Genomic DNA, 16,902 nt, shown 5'->3' on the forward strand with positions numbered 1-16,902 from the left:
GATCAGGGCGTTGAAGTGCAAATTCACTCATCGCCCAAGTTTTGGCCGTTCATTTTGACCTTCGCGGTCTTCGGTGCGCTAGTCGGCCTCATCATTGGCCTGCTTGGCGAACCGTCGCAGGAATACACCCGTGCCTCGGCCTCTGGATTCTTTGCAATCTTCGGCGCAGGCTTGGGCGTAGGCATCGGCGCACTGGCATACGTGATTGTTGACCGCGTGACCTCACGCAAAACCACCAAGCATCTGGCAGTTCCTCTGGCCGAGGACACTGACTCCAGCGGACAGCAAGGCTAGGCAGCTTTTCTCCTGAGTTAGAAGAGCAGGCGGCCGCGCACCTGGCCGCCACCCACCACATTCTTGGTCGGTGTCGACCAACCGGAACATGAGAGAATAACCAACATGGCGCGTGGCGATGGATTCTTAAATCACGACCTGCTTCCAAGCGACAAGGGCCCGCAGGATGAATGCGGCGTTTTCGGCGTTTGGGCTCCTGGCGAAGAGGTCGCAAAACTCACCTATTACGGCCTGTATGCCCTGCAGCACCGCGGACAGGAATCCGCCGGCATCGCCACGAGCGATGGCGCGCGCATCAATGTCTACAAGGACATGGGCCTGGTCTCCCAGGTATTCGACGAGAATACGCTGAACTCCATGACCGGCCAGCTGGCCATTGGCCACTGCCGCTATTCGACCACCGGTGCCAGCCACTGGGCCAATGCGCAGCCGACCCTGGGCCCGACCCAGACCGGCACCGTCGCGCTGGCCCACAACGGCAATTTGACCAACTCCGCCGACCTGGCCGATATGGTCTCCGCCAAACAGCAGGCCGAAGGCGGCAAGGTCCGCGGCGAACTCGCCCAGGGCAACACCACCGACACCGCACTAGTCACCGCCTTGCTGGCCGGCTCCGAAGGCCAGTCGCTGGAAGAAACCGCGCTGGAGCTGCTGCCGAAGATCGAAGGCGCTTTCTGCTTCGTCTTCATGAACGAGGACACCCTGTACGCCGCCCGCGACCCGCATGGCGTGCGCCCGCTGGTCCTGGGCCGCTTGGACCGCGGCTGGGTGGTTGCCTCCGAGCAGCCGGCCCTGGCTACCGTCGGTGCCTCGTTCATCCGCGAAATCGAGCCAGGCGAAATGATCGCCATCGATGAGAACGGCGTGCGTTCCACCCGCTTTGCCGAATCCACCCCCAAGGGCTGCGTCTTCGAGTACGTCTACCTGGCGCGTCCAGATGCCGCCATTGCCGGCCGCTCGGTGTACGAGTCCCGCGTGGAGATGGGCCGCCAGCTGGCCCGCGAGAACAGCGCCGAGGCGGACATCGTGATCCCGGTCCCGGAGTCCGGCACCCCGGCCGCCATCGGCTACGCCGAGGAATCCGGCATCCCGTTCACCCACGGCTTCGTGAAGAACGCCTATGTGGGCCGCACCTTCATCCAGCCGAGCCAGACCCTGCGCCAGCTGGGCATCAAGCTCAAGCTCAACGCCCTGGAGACCGTGCTGCGCGGCAAGCGCGTGGTCGTGGTGGACGATTCGATTGTCCGCGGCAACACCCAGCGCGCGGTGGTGCGCATGCTGCGCGAGGCCGGTGCCGCCGAGGTGCATGTGAAGATCTCCTCGCCTCCAGTGAAGTGGCCCTGCTTCTACGGCATCGACTTCGCGTCGCGTGCCGAGCTGATCGCCAACGGCGCGGCCGTGGACGAGATCGCTACCTCCATCGGCGCCGACTCGCTGGCGTACATTTCCGAAGACGGCATGATCGAGGCCACCCGCCAGCCGCGCGAACGGTTGTGCACCGCATGCTTCACCGGCGACTATCCGATCGCCTTGGCCAACGAGGAGCGCCGCGGCAAGAACCTGCTGGAGCGCAGCAACCAGGCCGGCTGCGAGCCGGGCCCTGATGCCGAGTTCGAAATCAACAGCTAGTCCCTTCACGATCCCCAACCATCCCGTTGCAAAGGGCGCCGCATCCGCGGCGCCCCGAACAGAAAAGGAACCGACTGCCATGAGCGGCAATGATCAGCAGCCAACTTCCATCACCTATGCCGGTGCCGGCGTTGACGTTGAGGCCGGTGACCGTGCCGTTGAGTTGATGAAGGGCGCGATCAAGGCAACCCACACCTCCGGCGTCGTGGGCGGGGTCGGCGGCTTCGCCGGGCTCTTCGACGTATCGTTCCTCACCGGCTACAAGAAGCCGTACCTGGCCACTTCCACCGACGGCGTGGGCACCAAGGTCGCCATCGCCCAGAAGCTGGACATCCACGACACCATCGGCCAGGACCTGGTCGGCATGGTGGTCGATGACATCGTCGTGGTGGGCGCCAAGCCGCTGTTCATGACCGACTACATCGCCACCGGCAAGGTCGTCCCGGAGCGCATTGCCGACATCGTGCGCGGCATCGCCGAGGGCTGCAAGCTGGCGGGCACCGCGCTGGTTGGTGGCGAGACCGCCGAGCACCCGGGCCTGCTGGCTGAGGACGAGTACGACGTAGCGGGTGCCGCCACCGGCGTCATCGAGGCCGACCAGCTGCTCGGCCCGGAGCGCGTAAAAGCCGGCGACGTGGTCATCGGCATGGCCTCCTCCGGCATCCACTCCAACGGCTACTCGCTGGTGCGCCGCGTCATCGCCCACGCCAAGTGGGAACTGGACCGCCAGGTCGACGAATTCGGCAAGACCCTTGGCGAGGAGCTGCTGGTTCCGACCCGCATCTACACCACCGCCTGCCTGGACCTGGTCGGCGCACTGAACAACGGGGAGAACTTCGGCGTGCACGGCTTCAGCCACGTCACCGGCGGCGGCCTGGCTGCCAACCTCGCGCGTGTGCTGCCCCGCGGCCTGATGGCCCGCGTGGACCGCTCCACATGGGCGCTGCCAGCAGTCTTCTCCACCGTCGCGCAGCTGGGCAACGTGCCGCAGCCTGATCTGGAGCGCACCCTGAACCTGGGCGTGGGCATGGTTGCTGTCGTTGACCCAGCCGTCGCTGATCGTGCAGTCGAGCTGCTGAACGCTGCGGGCATGGGCGCGTGGGTCATGGGCGGAGTCGAGAACATCGATCCGTCGGCTGCCGATGCCGGACTGGACTTTGTCCAGGGTGCCAAGGGCGTGGACGGCGGCGCAGTGCTGCTGACCGGCAACTACGCCAAGTAGGCCACCGAAAGCTCCTATAAACCCGATGCGCCGCATTGATTCCAGTGCGGCGCATCGGGTTTTAACCACCATGGCCTTGCGGAGCGAAATATTCGCCGCTAGTCCAATTGCTCCAGCGCGTCTTCCAACGGCACCCGCCAGCGCCAAGTGGCCTTCTGCTCGCCGCGGACGTGGCCATTGGTTATCAGCGCCACCGGCAAATCCCGCTTGACGAAGTTCAACAGGATCTTGTAGCCGCTCATGACCGCAAGCGAGGAGCCCATCACCAGCAGCGCCGTGGATTCTGCTTCCAGTGCCGCGATACGCTCCTTGCGTTCGGCTGGAACGCTCTCGCCGAAGTACACCACGTCAGGTTTCAGCGCGAGCGATCCGCAGCGCAAGCAGGCCGCCATGTTGAACCGGTCGACCAGGTACTGGGGCAGCTCCACATCGCCGTCGGGGTTCACCGCGCTGGGATCGATCTCCACGGCTTCCGGATATCCCTCATTGGCTGCTTGGAGACGCAGATCGAAGTCAATGCGGTTCTCACTGTTCCCGCAGTCCAGGCAGCGGACAATCGACAGGTCGCCATGCACCGGAATCACGCGCTTGGATCCTGCCTGCTGATGCAACCCGTCCACGTTCTGGGTGATGATGCCGCTGATTTTCCCCTGTTCTTCCCACTGCACCAGGCGCCGGTGGATGCGGTTGGGCTCTGCTTTGTCCATATGCCGCCAGCCGACGTAGCCGCGGGCCCAGTAGCGCTGACGGGCTTCGGGGCGGAAACGGAATTCCTGATAGGTCATTGGCCGGTGGCGTTGCAATGAACCATTGGGGCCGCGGTAATCCGGGATTCCCGAATCCGTGGATACGCCGGCGCCAGTCACCACGAGCACATTCCCGGCATTCAGCATCCGCTGGACTCCGTCCCGGGCCTCGTTTTCCGGCGAGGGCGCCGCTTGCTGCTCCACAATGCGCTTCATGGAGCGGATCGCCGAATGATGCGCCATCTGGATCGACAGTTCTTCTGGAGTGCTCACGTTCCACCTTAGAATTGCTGGGCACGACAAAGGCCGCAGCGACTAAAAGCTAATTTAGCTTAGTCTCTGCGGCTTGTCGCAAAATGTACTGAAGAGCTGTACCACTCAATGCTTAAGGTGTGGCACTCTGAGCCAAGGACTCCCGGCATCAGAAGACGAGGCTACTCGTCTTCGTCATCTCCCGAGTACTTCTTAGTCAGCTCGTCGTATTCCGAGTATTCGTCGTCATACGATGAATCATTACGCTCAGAATTCTGAGCATGATGATCGGACCGAACGCCCAACTCGCGTTCAAGTGCCGAAAGGTCAGTGGATGGCGAGTAGTACTTGATATCTCGCGCCTGACGCTGTGCTTTAGCCTTTTGACGGCCGCGCCCCATGGCGTGACCCCCTCTTTTCAGTAGAGTCGGGAGGTGGTCCACCGGTAAGAAGTGAAGGCCCCCGAATATGTGATCAGTTCTTTCGTAATTAAAGGTTAACACGATTCACCGGCGAGCGCTGAATGCAACACCCAACGAAACAGCTAGACTGTGGATTAGTCCAACGACTATGTATTGAGCCGGCGAGCGATCGCCTGCCCCAACCACGAAGGAGCTCAACTGGTGGTGGAAAACAATCTGCCCGAGCCGCAGGCGGCTTTGCCGCCATTGCAGCCAGAACCGGAGAAGCCGAAGCGGCAGAGTGCCCAATGGGCCCTGATGATTGTCGCCGTTCTGGCGCTGGCCGCTGCAGTGGTTTTCGTGGTGTTAAGGCTCGTGGATCCACCTGCTTCGCCAACTGCGAACAATGTGGAACGCAATGAGAATCCAGGCCTCGACGGCATCATTGTCACCGGGATGCCGCCTACGCAGCTGGAGCAAGGCGATTGCCTGCGGGGATTCACGTCGCCACTGGATCCGCAGACCGTCGTGACCTGTGATTCCTCCCACAATGCGCAGGTGATCGGCATCTTCCAGGTCAATGGCGAGGAGTACCCCGGTGCCAACGTGCTGCTCACCCAGTCCGAAGACCTGTGCAAGTCGGTCTCGCTGGACCCGCGTGCAGGGTTGGACTCCACCTGGACCTACCACTTCTCCCGCCCATCGGAGAGCACCTGGGCCCAGGGCGACCGCACCGTTTCCTGCTTCCTGAGCCTGTCGGAGGGCAACGTCCGCAACTCCTTGCTGCCCGAGGGCGCCACCGATGAAGAATCGGGGAGCTCCGAAGAGAAGAAGTCCGAGGACGAAAAGCCGGCAGACGACAAGTCCGATGGCGAAGAGACCACCGACAGCTAAGCAGCTTTAGCGCAGTAATGGCGAGGGCGTGAACGGATTTCCATCTGTTCACGCCCTCGCCGTTGCCAGTTGCCTAGGACTTCTTGGCCACCTTGAGCTGGTCGCCGGCTTCGTCCAGGGTGACGGCAACGGTGTCGCCATCCTGCACCGCTCCAGCCAAGATCTCCTTGGCCAGCCGGTCGCCGATCTCGCGCTGCACCAATCGGCGCAGTGGACGAGCACCGTAGGCCGGATCATAACCGGTCAGGGCCAGCCACTCGCTGGCGGCCTGGTCCACTTCCAGGTTCAGGCGGCGATCGGCCAGGCGTTGCGCGAGCAGGTCGATCTGCAGCTTGACGATGCTGCCCAGCTCCTCGATGCTCAGCGGGTCGAAGAGGATGACCTCATCCAGGCGGTTCAAGAATTCCGGCTTGAACGATGCGTTGACCACGTTCATCACCGCTGACTTCTTGGCGTCGTCTTCCAGGCTTGGATCCACCAGGAACTGGGAACCCAGGTTGGAGGTGAGGATCAGGATGGTGTTCCTGAAGTCCACCGTTCGCCCTTGGCCATCGGTCAGCCGGCCGTCATCGAGTACCTGCAGCAGGATGTCGAAGACTTCGGGGTGCGCCTTCTCCACCTCGTCCAGCAGGATCACCGAGTACGGGCGGCGGCGTACAGCTTCGGTGAGCTGTCCTCCCTCTTCGTATCCCACGTAGCCCGGAGGGGCACCGACCAGGCGGGACACCGCATGCTTCTCCGAGTATTCGGACATGTCGATGCGCACCATCGCGCGCGGATCATCGAAGAGGAAGTCCGCCAGCGACTTGGCCAGCTCGGTTTTGCCGACACCGGTTGGACCGAGGAACAGGAAGGAACCGGTGGGCCGGTTCGGGTCGGCAATTCCGGCACGGGTACGGCGCACAGCATCGGAGACCGCGGCGACGGCCTGCTTCTGGCCCATCAGGCGCTGCCCGATGATCTCTTCCATCTCCAGCAGCTTCTGGCTTTCGCCCTGCAGCATGCGACCAGCCGGGATGCCAGTCCAGGCCGAGATGACTTCCGCAATGTCATCCGCGGTGACTTCCTCGGCGACCATGGTGTGCGTCTCGGCCTTGTCGGCTTCGGCGGCGGCCGCCGCATCCAGTTCCTGTTGCAGCGTCGGAATCTCCCCGTAGAGCAGACGCGATGCCTTCTCCAGATCCCCCTCGCGCTGGGCCTTGTCGGCCTGGCTGCGCAGTTCATCGAGCTTGACCTTCAGATCGCCGACGCGATTCAGGCCAGCCTTCTCCGCTTCCCACTGGGAATTCAGCGCATCCAGCTTTTCCTTCTTGTCAGCCATGTCCTTGCGCAGGGCATCCAGGCGTTCCACCGAAGCTGGATCCGTCTCATCGGACAGAGCCAGTTCTTCCATGGTCAATCGGTCCACCTCGCGGCGCAGCTCGTCGATCTCCTCCGGCGCCGAATCGATCTCCATGCGCAGCCGGCTGGCGGCCTCATCGACCAGGTCGATGGCCTTGTCCGGCAACTGGCGTCCGGAGATGTAGCGGTTGGACAGCGTGGAAGCAGCCACCAGTGCGGAGTCGGCGATGGAGACCTTGTGGTGCGCCTCGTAGCGCTCCTTCAACCCACGCAGGATGGCGATGGTGTCGTCCACGCTCGGCTCGCCCACGTATACCTGGGCGAAGCGGCGTTCCAGGGCCGGGTCCTTCTCGATGTTCTCGCGGTACTCGTCCAGTGTGGTGGCACCGATCAGGCGCAGCTCGCCACGGGCGAGCATCGGCTTGAGCATATTGCCGGCGTCCATCGCACCCTCGGAGGCGCCAGCACCGACCACGGTGTGGATCTCGTCAATGAAGGTGACAATCTGGCCATCCGAGGCCTTGATCTCTTCCAGCACCGACTTCAGCCGCTCTTCGAATTCGCCGCGGTACTTGGCACCGGCGACCATGGCACCCAGATCCAAGGAGATCAAGGTCTTGCCGCGCAGCGACTCCGGGACGTCGCCAGCGATCATGCGCTGGGCCAGCCCTTCCACGACAGCGGTCTTGCCCACGCCGGGTTCACCGATCAGCACTGGATTGTTCTTGGTGCGGCGGGAGAGCACCTGCACCACGCGCCGGATCTCGCGGTCGCGGCCGATGACAGGATCCAGTTTGCCCGAGCGCGCCAGGGCGGTCATATCGGTGCCGAACTTCTCCAGGGACTGGAAGGTGGCCTCGGGATCCGGATTATCGACCTTGCGGTCGCCGCGGATGGTCGGCAAGGTACCCACCAGCAGTTCACGGGTGGCGCCGAACTCGCGCAGGGCTTCACCTGCGTTGGTCTGGTCCGATGCCAGGGCGATGAGCAGATGCTCCGTGGAGACGTAGGTGTCCCCCATTTCCGCGGCGGCGGCCTGCGCGTTGCTTACGACCTGCAGCAGTTGCCGGGAGTACTGCGCCTGGGCGACCGAGGTGCCAGAGCTGGAGGGCAACGCGTTGATGACAGCGCTTGCCTTGACGGATAGCGCGTCGACATCCAACCCGGCAGTCTTCAGCAGGGCGACTGCGACGGACTCGCGCTGGTCCAGCAATGCCTTCAGCAGGTGCGCAGGTTCAATCTGCGGATTGCCTGCGGTTGAAGCGTTCATCCCGGAAGCTGAGAGAGCTTCTTGGCTCTTAGTGGTGAGTTTCGTGTCCACGCGCATCCTTTCTCTAATGGAGTGAACCCATAAACTTGAGTGTACTTAACTCAACTCTACTCCTAGTCCTACTATTCCAGCTAGAGCAAGATTCTCGAGATATTTTTTCTTCTCTTTGCCTCTGCGGCAAAACCCCTTGTGGAGCGCGATTTGCAGTCTTAGGATGAGGCATGGCCAACCCGGATTCCCAAGATATTTTTTCCCTGCCCCACGATGAGATGGTCCAGGTATTCATCGATCAGCACCGGCAGATGCTGCTTTCCAGCCTCGACGGGCTGGACGAACACGAAGCGCGGTTGAAGCTGGTTGAATCCAAGACCACGTTGCTCGGGCTGGTGAAACATGCGATCTTCGTCGAACGTGTCTGGTTTGGCGAAGCAGCCACCGGCAAGAGCCGGGCCAAACTGGGCATTGCGTCGTCGCCCAGCAAGTCCTTCGACTTGTCCGCGTCCGACACCATCGAATCCATTCGGCGTGACTATGCCCAGGCCATCGAACTGTCACGTGAAGTGGTCAAGGGCAAGACCGGGGATCACGTTTTCTCCGGCAATCGGCGCGGGTCGTTGCCGCTGCGCTGGATCCAGCTGCACATGCTGCGCGAATTGGCGCAGCATTGCGGGCACGCCGATATCCTGCGTGAGCAAATCCTGTCCGCACGGAAATAGCCGGCCACGCATCATCGGCAGGTACCGCGCATGCTGTTGCCAGCGCTCCGAGTCCTGCGAGGATTTCCAAGGCGACCCGAGACCTGGGCCGAAGAATGCAGTCGATCACTTTGCCCACCACATCCTTCGAATTACATATGACGCCTACCCAACTGGGCAAAGACGAAGTACATTACAGATCAACATGACATCCTTAGACCAGAATTTTTCCAGAAGCACCGCTTCGGGTTAGGGTTAACGATCGTAAGGGAGTATTCACAATCGTTGAATCCGTCAATACGCAGGACTTCATGGACCTGCCGGGTTTTACGGCCAACCACAGTGTCGGTGAAGAGACTTACTCGGACGCGTCAGCGCGCAACTTACGAAAGCAGGAATCCCTATGGGAGCTTCCCCTATGATTTGGGGCATCACGATTGTCGTGGTTCTCGCCTTACTGGCCTTCGATTATTTCTTCCACATCCGCAAGGCCCACGTTCCATCCCTGCGTGAAGCAGCGATCTGGTCCAGCATCTATGTCGGCTTGGCCCTCATATTCGGTGTGCTGGTGCTCATCTTCGGCGGCATCGACATGGGCGCCGAATACTTCGCCGGCTACATCACCGAAAAGGCCCTGTCCGTCGACAACCTGTTCGTCTTCCTGATCATCATCGCCAGTTTCAGGGTCCCCCGCGAAGACCAGCAGAAAGTGCTGCTCTTCGGCATCGTCTTCTCGCTGATCGCCCGCACCGCGTTCATCTTTGTCGGCGCGGCGCTGATCAACCAGTTCGCCTGGGTCTTCTACCTGTTCGGCCTGATCCTGCTGCTCACCGCAGGCAACCTGCTGAAGAAGGACGACGAATCCGACGAGGCCAACAACTTCATCATCCGCTTGGCCAAGAAGCTGTTCCACACCACCGACAAGTACGACGGCGACAAGCTGTTCACCATGATCGACGGCAAGAAGGTCCTGACCCCGATGCTGCTGGTCATGGTGGCCATCGGCGGAACCGACATCCTCTTCGCCCTGGATTCCATCCCAGCGATCTTCGGACTCACCCAGAACGTCTACATCGTGTTCACCGCTACCGCGTTCTCGCTCATGGGCCTGCGCCAGCTCTACTTCCTGCTTGATGGATTGTTGGACCGCTTGATCTACCTGTCCTATGGCTTAGCAGCGATCCTGGCGTTCATCGGCGTGAAGCTGATCCTGCACGCGCTGCACGAGAACAACCTGCCATTCATCAATGACGGCGAGCACGTGATGGTCATCGAAATCAGCACCGGGCTGTCGCTGAGCGTGATCATCGGCGTCCTCGTGCTGACCATTCTCGCTTCGCTGTTCAGCAAGGCTGGCAAGGCCCAAACCGCCATCAGCAACCTTCGCCGCCATGCCAGCAGCTACAACGACCTGAGCTACACCTCGGATCCAAACGAACGCGAACGCATCTACCGCGCCCTGGTGGAAGAAGAAGCGTATGTGAAGACCATGGAGAAGAAATACCGCGACAAGGCCAAGGACGTGGAAAAGATCCGCGTCGAGGTCGCCGAGGCGCACCGCCAGCACGATGAGTACCTGAAGAGCTGATCCGATTCAGGCTTAAAGGGCATGGCTGCCAACTCATTGGAGTTGGCAGCCATGGCTGTTTTGGTGCTGCTTAGCGGCGCACGTCGCCAATGAAATTATCCGAAGGTACGATGACCTTGCCCAGGGGCATCAGGGACACCGGAATCATCTTCAGGTTGGCGATGCCCAGCGGGATGCCGATAATCGATACGAACATCGGGATCGCGGTCAGCAGATGCCCGATGGCAATCCAGATGCCGGCAAAAATGATCCAGATGATGTTGCCCAGGGTGGAGAACGCGCCGACCGGTCCGTTGTCGACTACGGTGCGGCCGAAGGGCCACAGCGCATAACCGGCAATGCGGAACGAGGCGATGCCGAAGGGAATGGTCACGATCAGCACGCAGCAAATGATGCCTGCCAGCACGTAACCCAGGGCCAGCCACAGGCCGCCGAACAGCAGCCAAATAATGTTGAGAATACCGCGCACTAAATCAGTCATGGCTACATTCTCCTTCTTTTGCCTCTCATGCTCCATCGGGGATCACCCCGAATTCCCGCTAGGGGTGTCCAATCCCCCACCGTTCGGCAAGCATCGGTGCAGGTTGCTCGGCTAGGATTAATCATCATGAGCGAATCGAGCGAGCAGCAGCGTCCACCCCATGGCTCCGCCCCCAGGAACCCAGACCTTTTCCGTGCCGAGCCGGTGTCCTTCGTGCGTCGCGGCAACCGCCTGCAAGGCCGCCGCGCCAGCGCGTGGGAGCGCAATGCCGAGCAGTACGTCATCGAGCCTCCTCGCAAGATTGCCGACACCTCGGTAGCTGATGACTTCCAGCTCGATCCGGCCCAGGCCTTTGGCCGCACCGCGCCGCTGATCGTGGAGATCGGCACCGGTTTGGGCGAGTGCATCGCCAACGCCGCCAAGGATGATCCGGAGCGCAACTACCTGGCAGTTGAGGTCTACCGTCCGGGGCTGGCCCAGCTGATGCTGAAGGTCGAATCCTTCGGCATCAGCAACGTCCGCGCCGTTCAGGCCAACGCTCCAGAAGTTCTGGACGTCATGCTTGATGAAAACAGCGCCGACGAGATCTGGATCTTCTTCTCCGACCCATGGCACAAGCCGCGCCACCACAAGCGCCGTCTGATCAAGGCTTCGTTCTTGGACAAGGTCTCGCGCGTGCTCAAGCCAGGTGGAACCCTGCGTTTGGCCACGGACTGGTCCAACTACGCAGAGCAGATGCGTGAAGTGCTCAATGCCCACCCAGACTTCGAAAACCAGCATCCAGGGAATCTGGCCGGCGAAGAAAGCAACCTGACCAAGGTCCGCCGCGATGGAATGGAAGGCTTCGACCCGGAGCCGGAATTCGTCGATGGGCAAGGTGGCTGGGCGCCGCGTTTCGAACGCCGCATTCTCACCAGCTTCGAGGGCAAGGCCTTGAAGGCCGGCCGCTTGGTCTTCGACTTGGCCTACACCCGCATCGGCTAACCGCCGTAATGAAACCTTAGTCAGGGCCATGGAATTCTAGAATGGATTCCATGGCCCTTTCTGCTGCGCAAAATCTTCCCCATGCCCAAGCCCCGACGATGGAATATGCCGGGGTCCGCTTGGAACAGCTCTCTTTGGAGCATGCGCCAGATCTGGTGGCCCTTGCCGAGCAGGGCCAGTTGGATGACGCGTGGTTTGCCAGCACGCCTACGGCCCAGGCAATGGCAGAAAATATTGAGCACCGTTTGGCTTTGCAGCAGGCCAGTAAAATGGCGCCTTTTGCCATTATTGATCTGGCTACCGGCAGGGCCGTAGGTGCCACGACGTTTTTGAATATCGACGCGGCCAATCACCGCGTGGAAATCGGATCAACGTTCCTGGCCATATCCGCCCAGGGCACCGGGATCAATCCCGCAGCGAAATATCTGCTGCTGCAGCGAGCCTTCGAGCAGCTGGAGTGCTATTCGGTGGCGTTCTGCACGCATTGGCATAATGCCGCATCACGGGCGGCAATTACCCGGTTGGGTGCCAAGCAGGATGGCGTCTTGCGCAATCACAAATATGATCCGGTCACCGGCACCTTGCGCGATACCGTGCTCTTCTCGATACTCCCCCACGAATGGCCTGCCGTGCGCACCCAGTTGAACGCGCGCCTAGCGCGCCACGGCCGCATCTAGCGTCCGATGGCCCGGCGGGCGGCGAAGAACGTGTAAGGCTGCTCGCGGCGTTCGGGCCTCATGCCCCGAGCCAGCGAAACCACGTCTCCGCCAGAGGTTCCGGCGGCGAAAATGCGCGATTGGCCCTGGCGTACTGCGCTGAGTTCCTGGCGCAGTCCATTGACTTCGGATTGCAGGAACGCAACTTGGTCCTGCAGATCCAGGATCCGCTTGATGCCTTCCAGCGAGACGCCTTCCTTGCTCAGCGACTGCACCTGGCGCAACAGCGATACGTCGTGCTGCGAGTAGCGGCGTTGCTTCCCGCTTTGGCGGCTCGGCGAGACCAAGCCGATGCGGTCATACTGGCGCAGCGTCTGCGGATGCATGTCTGCAAGTTGGGCGGCGACGGAAATGACGAAGACAGGTCGCAGGTACTCCCCGTTCACGTTGCTTCTACCACCTTTCTGCAAGGAGCCCGGGTTCGGGCCCTTTTGTTTGTGAGTCTATCTTCCCCGCCCAGCCAATTCGATGGCCGGTCAGGGAAAACAGCCTATTGAGCCTAGAGCTTGGCCTTGGCGGCCAAGTCCACTCGTGGATCCTCGCCCTCGGTGGCTGCGGCGAATTCCTCTACGGCCTTCTTTGCAGCATCCGACAGGTTCTGCGGGATCGCGATGTCCAAGACGATCAGCAAATCGCCGGCGGCCTTGGAAGTTGTCACTCCGCGGCCTTTCAAGCGCAAGGTTCGTCCGGAGTTGGATCCGGCTGGCACCTTCACCGCGACGGATTCCCCGTCCAAGGTCGGCACATGGATCTTTGCTCCGAGTACCGCTTCGTCGAAGGTCACCGGCACGTGGATGCGGATGTTGTTCTCTTCGCGCTTGAAGAACGGGTGCTCAGTGACTTTGACCTTGACCAGCAGGTCACCGTTGCCGGCGGCCCCTGGCTGGCCCTTGCCGCGCACGCGCACCGACTGGCCGTCCTTGATACCCGCAGGAATGCGCACGTCAATGACTTCGCCGTTCTGCTCGCGCAGGCCGATAGTGGTGCCCTTGATGGATCCGGCAAAGGAAATCGTGGTGCTGGCCGTGCGGTCAGCACCCTTGCGCGGTGGGGCGCTCTGTCCGAAGCCGCCACCGCCAAAGCCGCCGCCCCCGCCGAACAGGTCGGAGAAGTCCGGCTGTCCGCCGCGGCCCCGCGGGCCACTCCCCCCGCCTCCGAAGAGGTTGGAGAAGATGTCCTCGAAACCGGCCTGTCCTCCCGGGGCACCGCCTGGTCCCCCGGCCGAGAAGCGAGCTCCGCCGCCCATGGCGCGGATTGCGTCGTACTGCTCGCGTTCTTCCTTATCCGAAAGCACCGAGTTGGCTTCCGAGATGTCCTTGAATTTCTTTTCAGCGGCCGCATCACCCTGATTGGTGTCGGGGTGGTACTGGCGCGCAAGCTTGCGGTACGCCTTCTTGATGTCCGCCTCACTGGCGTCCTTGGAGACGCCCAGAATGGCGTAAAAGTCTTTTTCGATCCAGTCCTGACTTGCCATCAGGGCCCCATCCTTTCAATGCCAATTCGAAACTGCCCACTGACGAAGTATCGGCAGTGGGCAGTTTCAATTGATTATTCGTGGCTATTCGCCGGTTGCTACCAGCACCTGGGCCGCACGCAGGATGGTGGTTCCCTTGCGGTAACCGGTGCGAAGCACCTGTCCCACGTGGTCAGCTGGAATCTCCGGAACAGCCTGGCGAAGCAGCGCTTCGTGGACGTTCGGGTCGAATTCGACGCCGGCCTCGTTGATACGCTCCAAGCCATGCTGAGCCAGCACGGAGTCAAGCTTGTTGGCGATCGATGCGAACGGGCCATCGGTGAGGTCACCGTGGGCTCGGGCTGCATCGATGTCATCAAGAATCGGAAGCAGTGTGTTGAGCACGGACTGCACGGCGTTTTCACGCGCTACAGCTCGGTCGCGCTCCACACGCTTGCGGTAGTTGACGTATTCAGCCTGCAGACGCAGCAAGTCGTTGCGCAGTTCGGCTTCCACCGCACCGGCCTCTACTGGCTGCTCTGCTTCGGCGTCAGCGCCAGCAGCAGCTTCGTTCAGGATCGCCTCGGCCTGACCCAGGGCGTCAGCGGTTGGCTGCTCGTTAGCTGCCTCTGGCTGGTTCTCCGACTGCTCGTCGAAGTTCTCGTTCTGGTCCTGTGCCTCGGACATATTCCCTAACTCCCTACTTCTTGTCAGCTTCGTCTTCGTCGATTACCTCGGCGTCGACGATATCTTCATCAGCATTTGGAGCCTGCTCGCCCTCAGGTGCAGCAGCGCCCTCAGCCTGGGTGTTGGCGTAGATTGCCTCGCCCAGCTTGGTCTGCGAAGCCTGCAGCTTCTCGAACGCGTCCTTGACCTCGTCGTCGTTGTCCTGCTTCTCAAGAGCAGCCTTCAGTGCGTCAACGTCGGCCTGAACCTCGGTCTTGACCTCTTCTGGCAGCTTGTCTTCGTTGTCCTTGATCAGCTTGTCCACCGAGTAGGCTGCCTGCTCGGCAGCGTTGCGGGTCTCAGCAGCTTCGCGGCGTGCCTTGTCCTCTTCGGCGTGTGCTTCAGCTTCCTGAACCATGCGCTCGATGTCTTCCTTGGACAGCGAGGAGCCACCAGTGATGGTCATCGACTGCTCGGTGCCGGTGCCCTTGTCCTTAGCGGATACGTGCACGATACCGTTGGCGTCGATGTCGAAGGTGACCTCGACCTGTGGGATGCCGCGAGGAGCCGGTGCGATACCGGTCAGCTCGAAGGTACCCAGAGCCTTGTTGTCACGGGTGAACTCGCGCTCGCCCTGGAAGACCTGGATGGAAACCGAAGGCTGGTTGTCTTCAGCGGTGGTGAAGGTTTCCGAACGCTTGGTCGGGATCGCGGTGTTGCGCTCGATCAGCTTGGTCATCACGCCGCCCTTGGTTTCAATACCCAGGGACAGTGGGGTGACGTCGATGAGCAGAACGTCCTTGCGCTCGCCCTTCAGTACACCTGCCTGCAGTGCTGCGCCAACAGCTACAACCTCATCAGGGTTCACGCCCTTGTTAGCTTCCTTGCCGGCCAGGTCCTTGACCAGTTCAGCAACGGCTGGCATACGGGTCGAACCGCCAACCAGGATCACGTGAGCGATGTCGGCAACCTTGACGCCTGCTTCTGCAATAACGTCGTTGAATGGCTTGCGGGTGCGCTCCAGCAGGTCCTTGGTCAGGTCCTGGAACTTGGCACGCGAGAGGTGCTCGTCCAGGTGCACTGGGCCTTCCGGCGTCACCGAAAGGTACTGCAGGGAGATGTTGGTGCTGGTAGCCGAGGACAGTTCCTTCTTGGCCTGCTCAGCGGATTCCTTCAGGCGCTGCAGGGCAATCTTGTCCTTGGACAGGTCTGCGCCCTTAGCCTTGGCCTGAGCCAGCAGCCAATCTACGATGCGCTGATCCCAGTCGTCGCCGCCCAGGCGGTTGTCGCCTGCGGTGGAACGGACCTGGATGGTCGAGAAGCCGTCTTCATCCTTGCCAACTTCCAGCAGGGAAACGTCGAAAGTACCGCCGCCGAGGTCGAAGACCAAGATGAGTTCGTCTTCGTTGCCCTTTTCCAGGCCGTAAGCCAGTGCAGCTGCGGTTGGCTCGTTGACGATGCGCAGCACGTTCAGGCCAGCGATCTCGCCGGCTTCCTTGGTAGCCTGGCGCTCAGCGTCGTTGAAGTAAGCAGGAACGGTGATCACAGCGTCGGTGACCTTTTCGCCCAAGTACGACTCAGCGTCGTTCTTCAGCTTCATCAGGGTACGAGCCGAGATTTCCTGTGCGGTGTACTTCTTGCCATCGATGTCGATGGACCAGTCGGTACCCATGTGGCGCTTGACCGAAGCGATGGTGCGGTCAATGTTGTTTACTGCCTGGCGCTTGGCGATATCGCCAACCAGGACTTCGCCGCTCTTCGAGAAAGCAACGATGGACGGGGTAGTGCGGTTGCCTTCCGCGTTTGCGATAACGGTTGGCTCACCACCTTCGAGCACGGATACGACCGAGTTGGTGGTTCCCAGGTCAATGCCTACGGCACGCGACATAATGTCTCTCCTTTGCCTTGGTTGAAAGTACTAACGCTGAGGATTTACCCCATTGAGCGTTCTGCACTCAAGTTTACTCAGCCCGTTTCGACTGTCAAATTAACTTGAGCCAATCACACTCAACTTTGCGTTCTGCCTTGTTCAACGAACAAAGTGCAAGATTGATTCCCATGCCGAAAAATAATTTTCAGACACAGGACACGCAAGGCACTCAAGGACAATCCACCCTGCGCTCCCGGCGCCACAACCTACCGAAAAACGGTCCTTCCGGGAGCTGGATCGCCGAACTCAAATTGCTGCAGTCGCCGCTGGAATTATCGAACTGACTTTGATGTTTGCAGCGTTGCACGATCTTCGTCGGCGCCCCGCTCAGCTGATAAGA

16 protein-coding genes are annotated in these 16,902 nt (G+C 61.0%); 8 read left to right on the top strand and 8 right to left on the bottom strand.

What is annotated here, in order from left to right; translation table 11 throughout:
- Positions 1 to 15: 15 nt before the first annotated feature.
- The 3 genes from ACLQ8T_RS12500 to purM all read left to right on the top strand — a co-directional run bounded on the left by ACLQ8T_RS12500 (position 16) and on the right by purM (position 3,145).
- Positions 16 to 294: a hypothetical protein gene (locus ACLQ8T_RS12500; protein WP_413454802.1), complete on the top strand. Its 279-nt coding sequence runs from the start codon at positions 16 to 18 to the stop codon at positions 292 to 294.
- 105 nt (positions 295 to 399) lie between these two features.
- Positions 400 to 1,923, top strand: coding sequence for an amidophosphoribosyltransferase (gene purF / locus ACLQ8T_RS12505; protein ID WP_413454803.1), 1,524 nt, complete (start codon positions 400 to 402; stop codon positions 1,921 to 1,923).
- A gap of 79 nt (positions 1,924 to 2,002) precedes the next feature.
- Entirely contained in the window at positions 2,003 to 3,145 is a 1,143-nt protein-coding gene (gene purM, locus ACLQ8T_RS12510; protein WP_204722739.1) for a phosphoribosylformylglycinamidine cyclo-ligase, read from the top strand.
- Between the two features lie 98 nt (positions 3,146 to 3,243).
- Here the strand turns inward: purM and ACLQ8T_RS12515 are convergent, their stop codons facing one another.
- Together ACLQ8T_RS12515 and ACLQ8T_RS12520 are read right to left on the bottom strand one after the other, a co-directional pair.
- The gene (locus ACLQ8T_RS12515; protein WP_413456410.1) at positions 3,244 to 4,134 is read right to left on the bottom strand and encodes a Sir2 family NAD-dependent protein deacetylase; all 891 of its coding nucleotides are present in this window, start codon (positions 4,132 to 4,134) and stop codon (positions 3,244 to 3,246) included.
- Between the two features lie 191 nt (positions 4,135 to 4,325).
- The gene (locus ACLQ8T_RS12520; RefSeq protein ID WP_038991764.1) at positions 4,326 to 4,544 is read right to left on the bottom strand and encodes a DUF3073 domain-containing protein; all 219 of its coding nucleotides are present in this window, start codon (positions 4,542 to 4,544) and stop codon (positions 4,326 to 4,328) included.
- 222 nt (positions 4,545 to 4,766) lie between these two features.
- Here ACLQ8T_RS12520 and ACLQ8T_RS12525 point away from each other — a divergent pair, with 222 nt between their 5' ends.
- Positions 4,767 to 5,438, top strand: a complete 672-nt coding sequence (locus tag ACLQ8T_RS12525; RefSeq protein ID WP_413454804.1) for a septum formation family protein — start codon at positions 4,767 to 4,769, stop codon at positions 5,436 to 5,438.
- 73 nt (positions 5,439 to 5,511) lie between these two features.
- On the opposite strand, the gene clpB is transcribed toward ACLQ8T_RS12525, so the two are convergent.
- Positions 5,512 to 8,100, bottom strand: coding sequence for an ATP-dependent chaperone ClpB (gene clpB / locus ACLQ8T_RS12530; RefSeq protein ID WP_204722742.1), 2,589 nt, complete (start codon positions 8,098 to 8,100; stop codon positions 5,512 to 5,514).
- 170 nt (positions 8,101 to 8,270) lie between these two features.
- Here clpB and ACLQ8T_RS12535 point away from each other — a divergent pair, with 170 nt between their 5' ends.
- Positions 8,271 to 8,765, top strand: a complete 495-nt coding sequence (locus tag ACLQ8T_RS12535; protein WP_204722743.1) for a DinB family protein — start codon at positions 8,271 to 8,273, stop codon at positions 8,763 to 8,765.
- A gap of 382 nt (positions 8,766 to 9,147) precedes the next feature.
- Entirely contained in the window at positions 9,148 to 10,332 is a 1,185-nt protein-coding gene (locus ACLQ8T_RS12540) for a TerC family protein (protein WP_204722744.1), read from the top strand.
- Between the two features lie 70 nt (positions 10,333 to 10,402).
- Here ACLQ8T_RS12540 and ACLQ8T_RS12545 read toward each other — a convergent pair whose 3' ends face one another.
- Positions 10,403 to 10,813, bottom strand: coding sequence for a YccF domain-containing protein (locus tag ACLQ8T_RS12545; RefSeq protein ID WP_239543382.1), 411 nt, complete (start codon positions 10,811 to 10,813; stop codon positions 10,403 to 10,405).
- A gap of 126 nt (positions 10,814 to 10,939) precedes the next feature.
- On the opposite strand from ACLQ8T_RS12545, the gene trmB reads away from it, so the two are divergent.
- Positions 10,940 to 11,797: a tRNA (guanosine(46)-N7)-methyltransferase TrmB gene (gene trmB / locus ACLQ8T_RS12550; protein WP_204722745.1), complete on the top strand. Its 858-nt coding sequence runs from the start codon at positions 10,940 to 10,942 to the stop codon at positions 11,795 to 11,797.
- Between the two features lie 50 nt (positions 11,798 to 11,847).
- Complete coding sequence (locus ACLQ8T_RS12555; protein ID WP_204723309.1) at positions 11,848 to 12,474, top strand: GNAT family N-acetyltransferase; 627 nt, start codon at positions 11,848 to 11,850, stop codon at positions 12,472 to 12,474.
- Here the strand turns inward: ACLQ8T_RS12555 and ACLQ8T_RS12560 are convergent.
- The 4 genes from ACLQ8T_RS12560 to dnaK form a co-directional block, all read right to left on the bottom strand.
- Positions 12,471 to 12,899: a heat shock protein transcriptional repressor HspR gene (locus tag ACLQ8T_RS12560; protein WP_204722746.1), complete on the bottom strand. Its 429-nt coding sequence runs from the start codon at positions 12,897 to 12,899 to the stop codon at positions 12,471 to 12,473. The two genes, ACLQ8T_RS12555 and ACLQ8T_RS12560, sit on opposite strands and share 4 nt — an antisense overlap.
- Before the next feature lie 113 nt (positions 12,900 to 13,012).
- Positions 13,013 to 13,987, bottom strand: a complete 975-nt coding sequence (locus ACLQ8T_RS12565) for a DnaJ C-terminal domain-containing protein (protein ID WP_413454805.1) — start codon at positions 13,985 to 13,987, stop codon at positions 13,013 to 13,015.
- Between the two features lie 84 nt (positions 13,988 to 14,071).
- Positions 14,072 to 14,653, bottom strand: coding sequence for a nucleotide exchange factor GrpE (locus ACLQ8T_RS12570; protein WP_413454806.1), 582 nt, complete (start codon positions 14,651 to 14,653; stop codon positions 14,072 to 14,074).
- Between the two features lie 13 nt (positions 14,654 to 14,666).
- On the bottom strand, positions 14,667 to 16,520 hold the full coding sequence (gene dnaK, locus ACLQ8T_RS12575) for a molecular chaperone DnaK (RefSeq protein WP_413454807.1): 1,854 nt from the start codon (positions 16,518 to 16,520) through the stop codon (positions 14,667 to 14,669).
- Between the last annotated feature and the right edge of the window lie 382 nt (positions 16,521 to 16,902).

It is taken from the genome of Glutamicibacter sp. FR1 (genome assembly GCF_047300825.1).
GTDB lineage: Bacteria > Actinomycetota > Actinomycetes > Actinomycetales > Micrococcaceae > Glutamicibacter > Glutamicibacter nicotianae.

Excerpts from the sequence above, each read along its gene's own strand:
- ACLQ8T_RS12555 (WP_204723309.1), top strand. The coding sequence starts at position 11,848 with ATGGCCCTTTCTGCTGCGCAAAATCTTCCCCATGCCCAAGCCCCGACG.
- ACLQ8T_RS12565 (WP_413454805.1), bottom strand. The coding sequence starts at position 13,987 with ATGGCAAGTCAGGACTGGATCGAAAAAGACTTTTACGCCATTCTGGGC.
- ACLQ8T_RS12540 (WP_204722744.1), top strand. The coding sequence starts at position 9,148 with ATGGGAGCTTCCCCTATGATTTGGGGCATCACGATTGTCGTGGTTCTC.
- dnaK (WP_413454807.1), bottom strand. The coding sequence starts at position 16,520 with ATGTCGCGTGCCGTAGGCATTGACCTGGGAACCACCAACTCGGTCGTA.
- purF (WP_413454803.1), top strand. The coding sequence starts at position 400 with ATGGCGCGTGGCGATGGATTCTTAAATCACGACCTGCTTCCAAGCGAC.
- ACLQ8T_RS12570 (WP_413454806.1), bottom strand. The coding sequence starts at position 14,653 with ATGTCCGAGGCACAGGACCAGAACGAGAACTTCGACGAGCAGTCGGAG.
- ACLQ8T_RS12520 (WP_038991764.1), bottom strand. The coding sequence starts at position 4,544 with ATGGGGCGCGGCCGTCAAAAGGCTAAAGCACAGCGTCAGGCGCGAGAT.
- purM (WP_204722739.1), top strand. The coding sequence starts at position 2,003 with ATGAGCGGCAATGATCAGCAGCCAACTTCCATCACCTATGCCGGTGCC.
- ACLQ8T_RS12545 (WP_239543382.1), bottom strand. The coding sequence starts at position 10,813 with ATGACTGATTTAGTGCGCGGTATTCTCAACATTATTTGGCTGCTGTTC.
- ACLQ8T_RS12515 (WP_413456410.1), bottom strand. The coding sequence starts at position 4,134 with ATGGCGCATCATTCGGCGATCCGCTCCATGAAGCGCATTGTGGAGCAG.
- ACLQ8T_RS12535 (WP_204722743.1), top strand. The coding sequence starts at position 8,271 with ATGGCCAACCCGGATTCCCAAGATATTTTTTCCCTGCCCCACGATGAG.
- trmB (WP_204722745.1), top strand. The coding sequence starts at position 10,940 with ATGAGCGAATCGAGCGAGCAGCAGCGTCCACCCCATGGCTCCGCCCCC.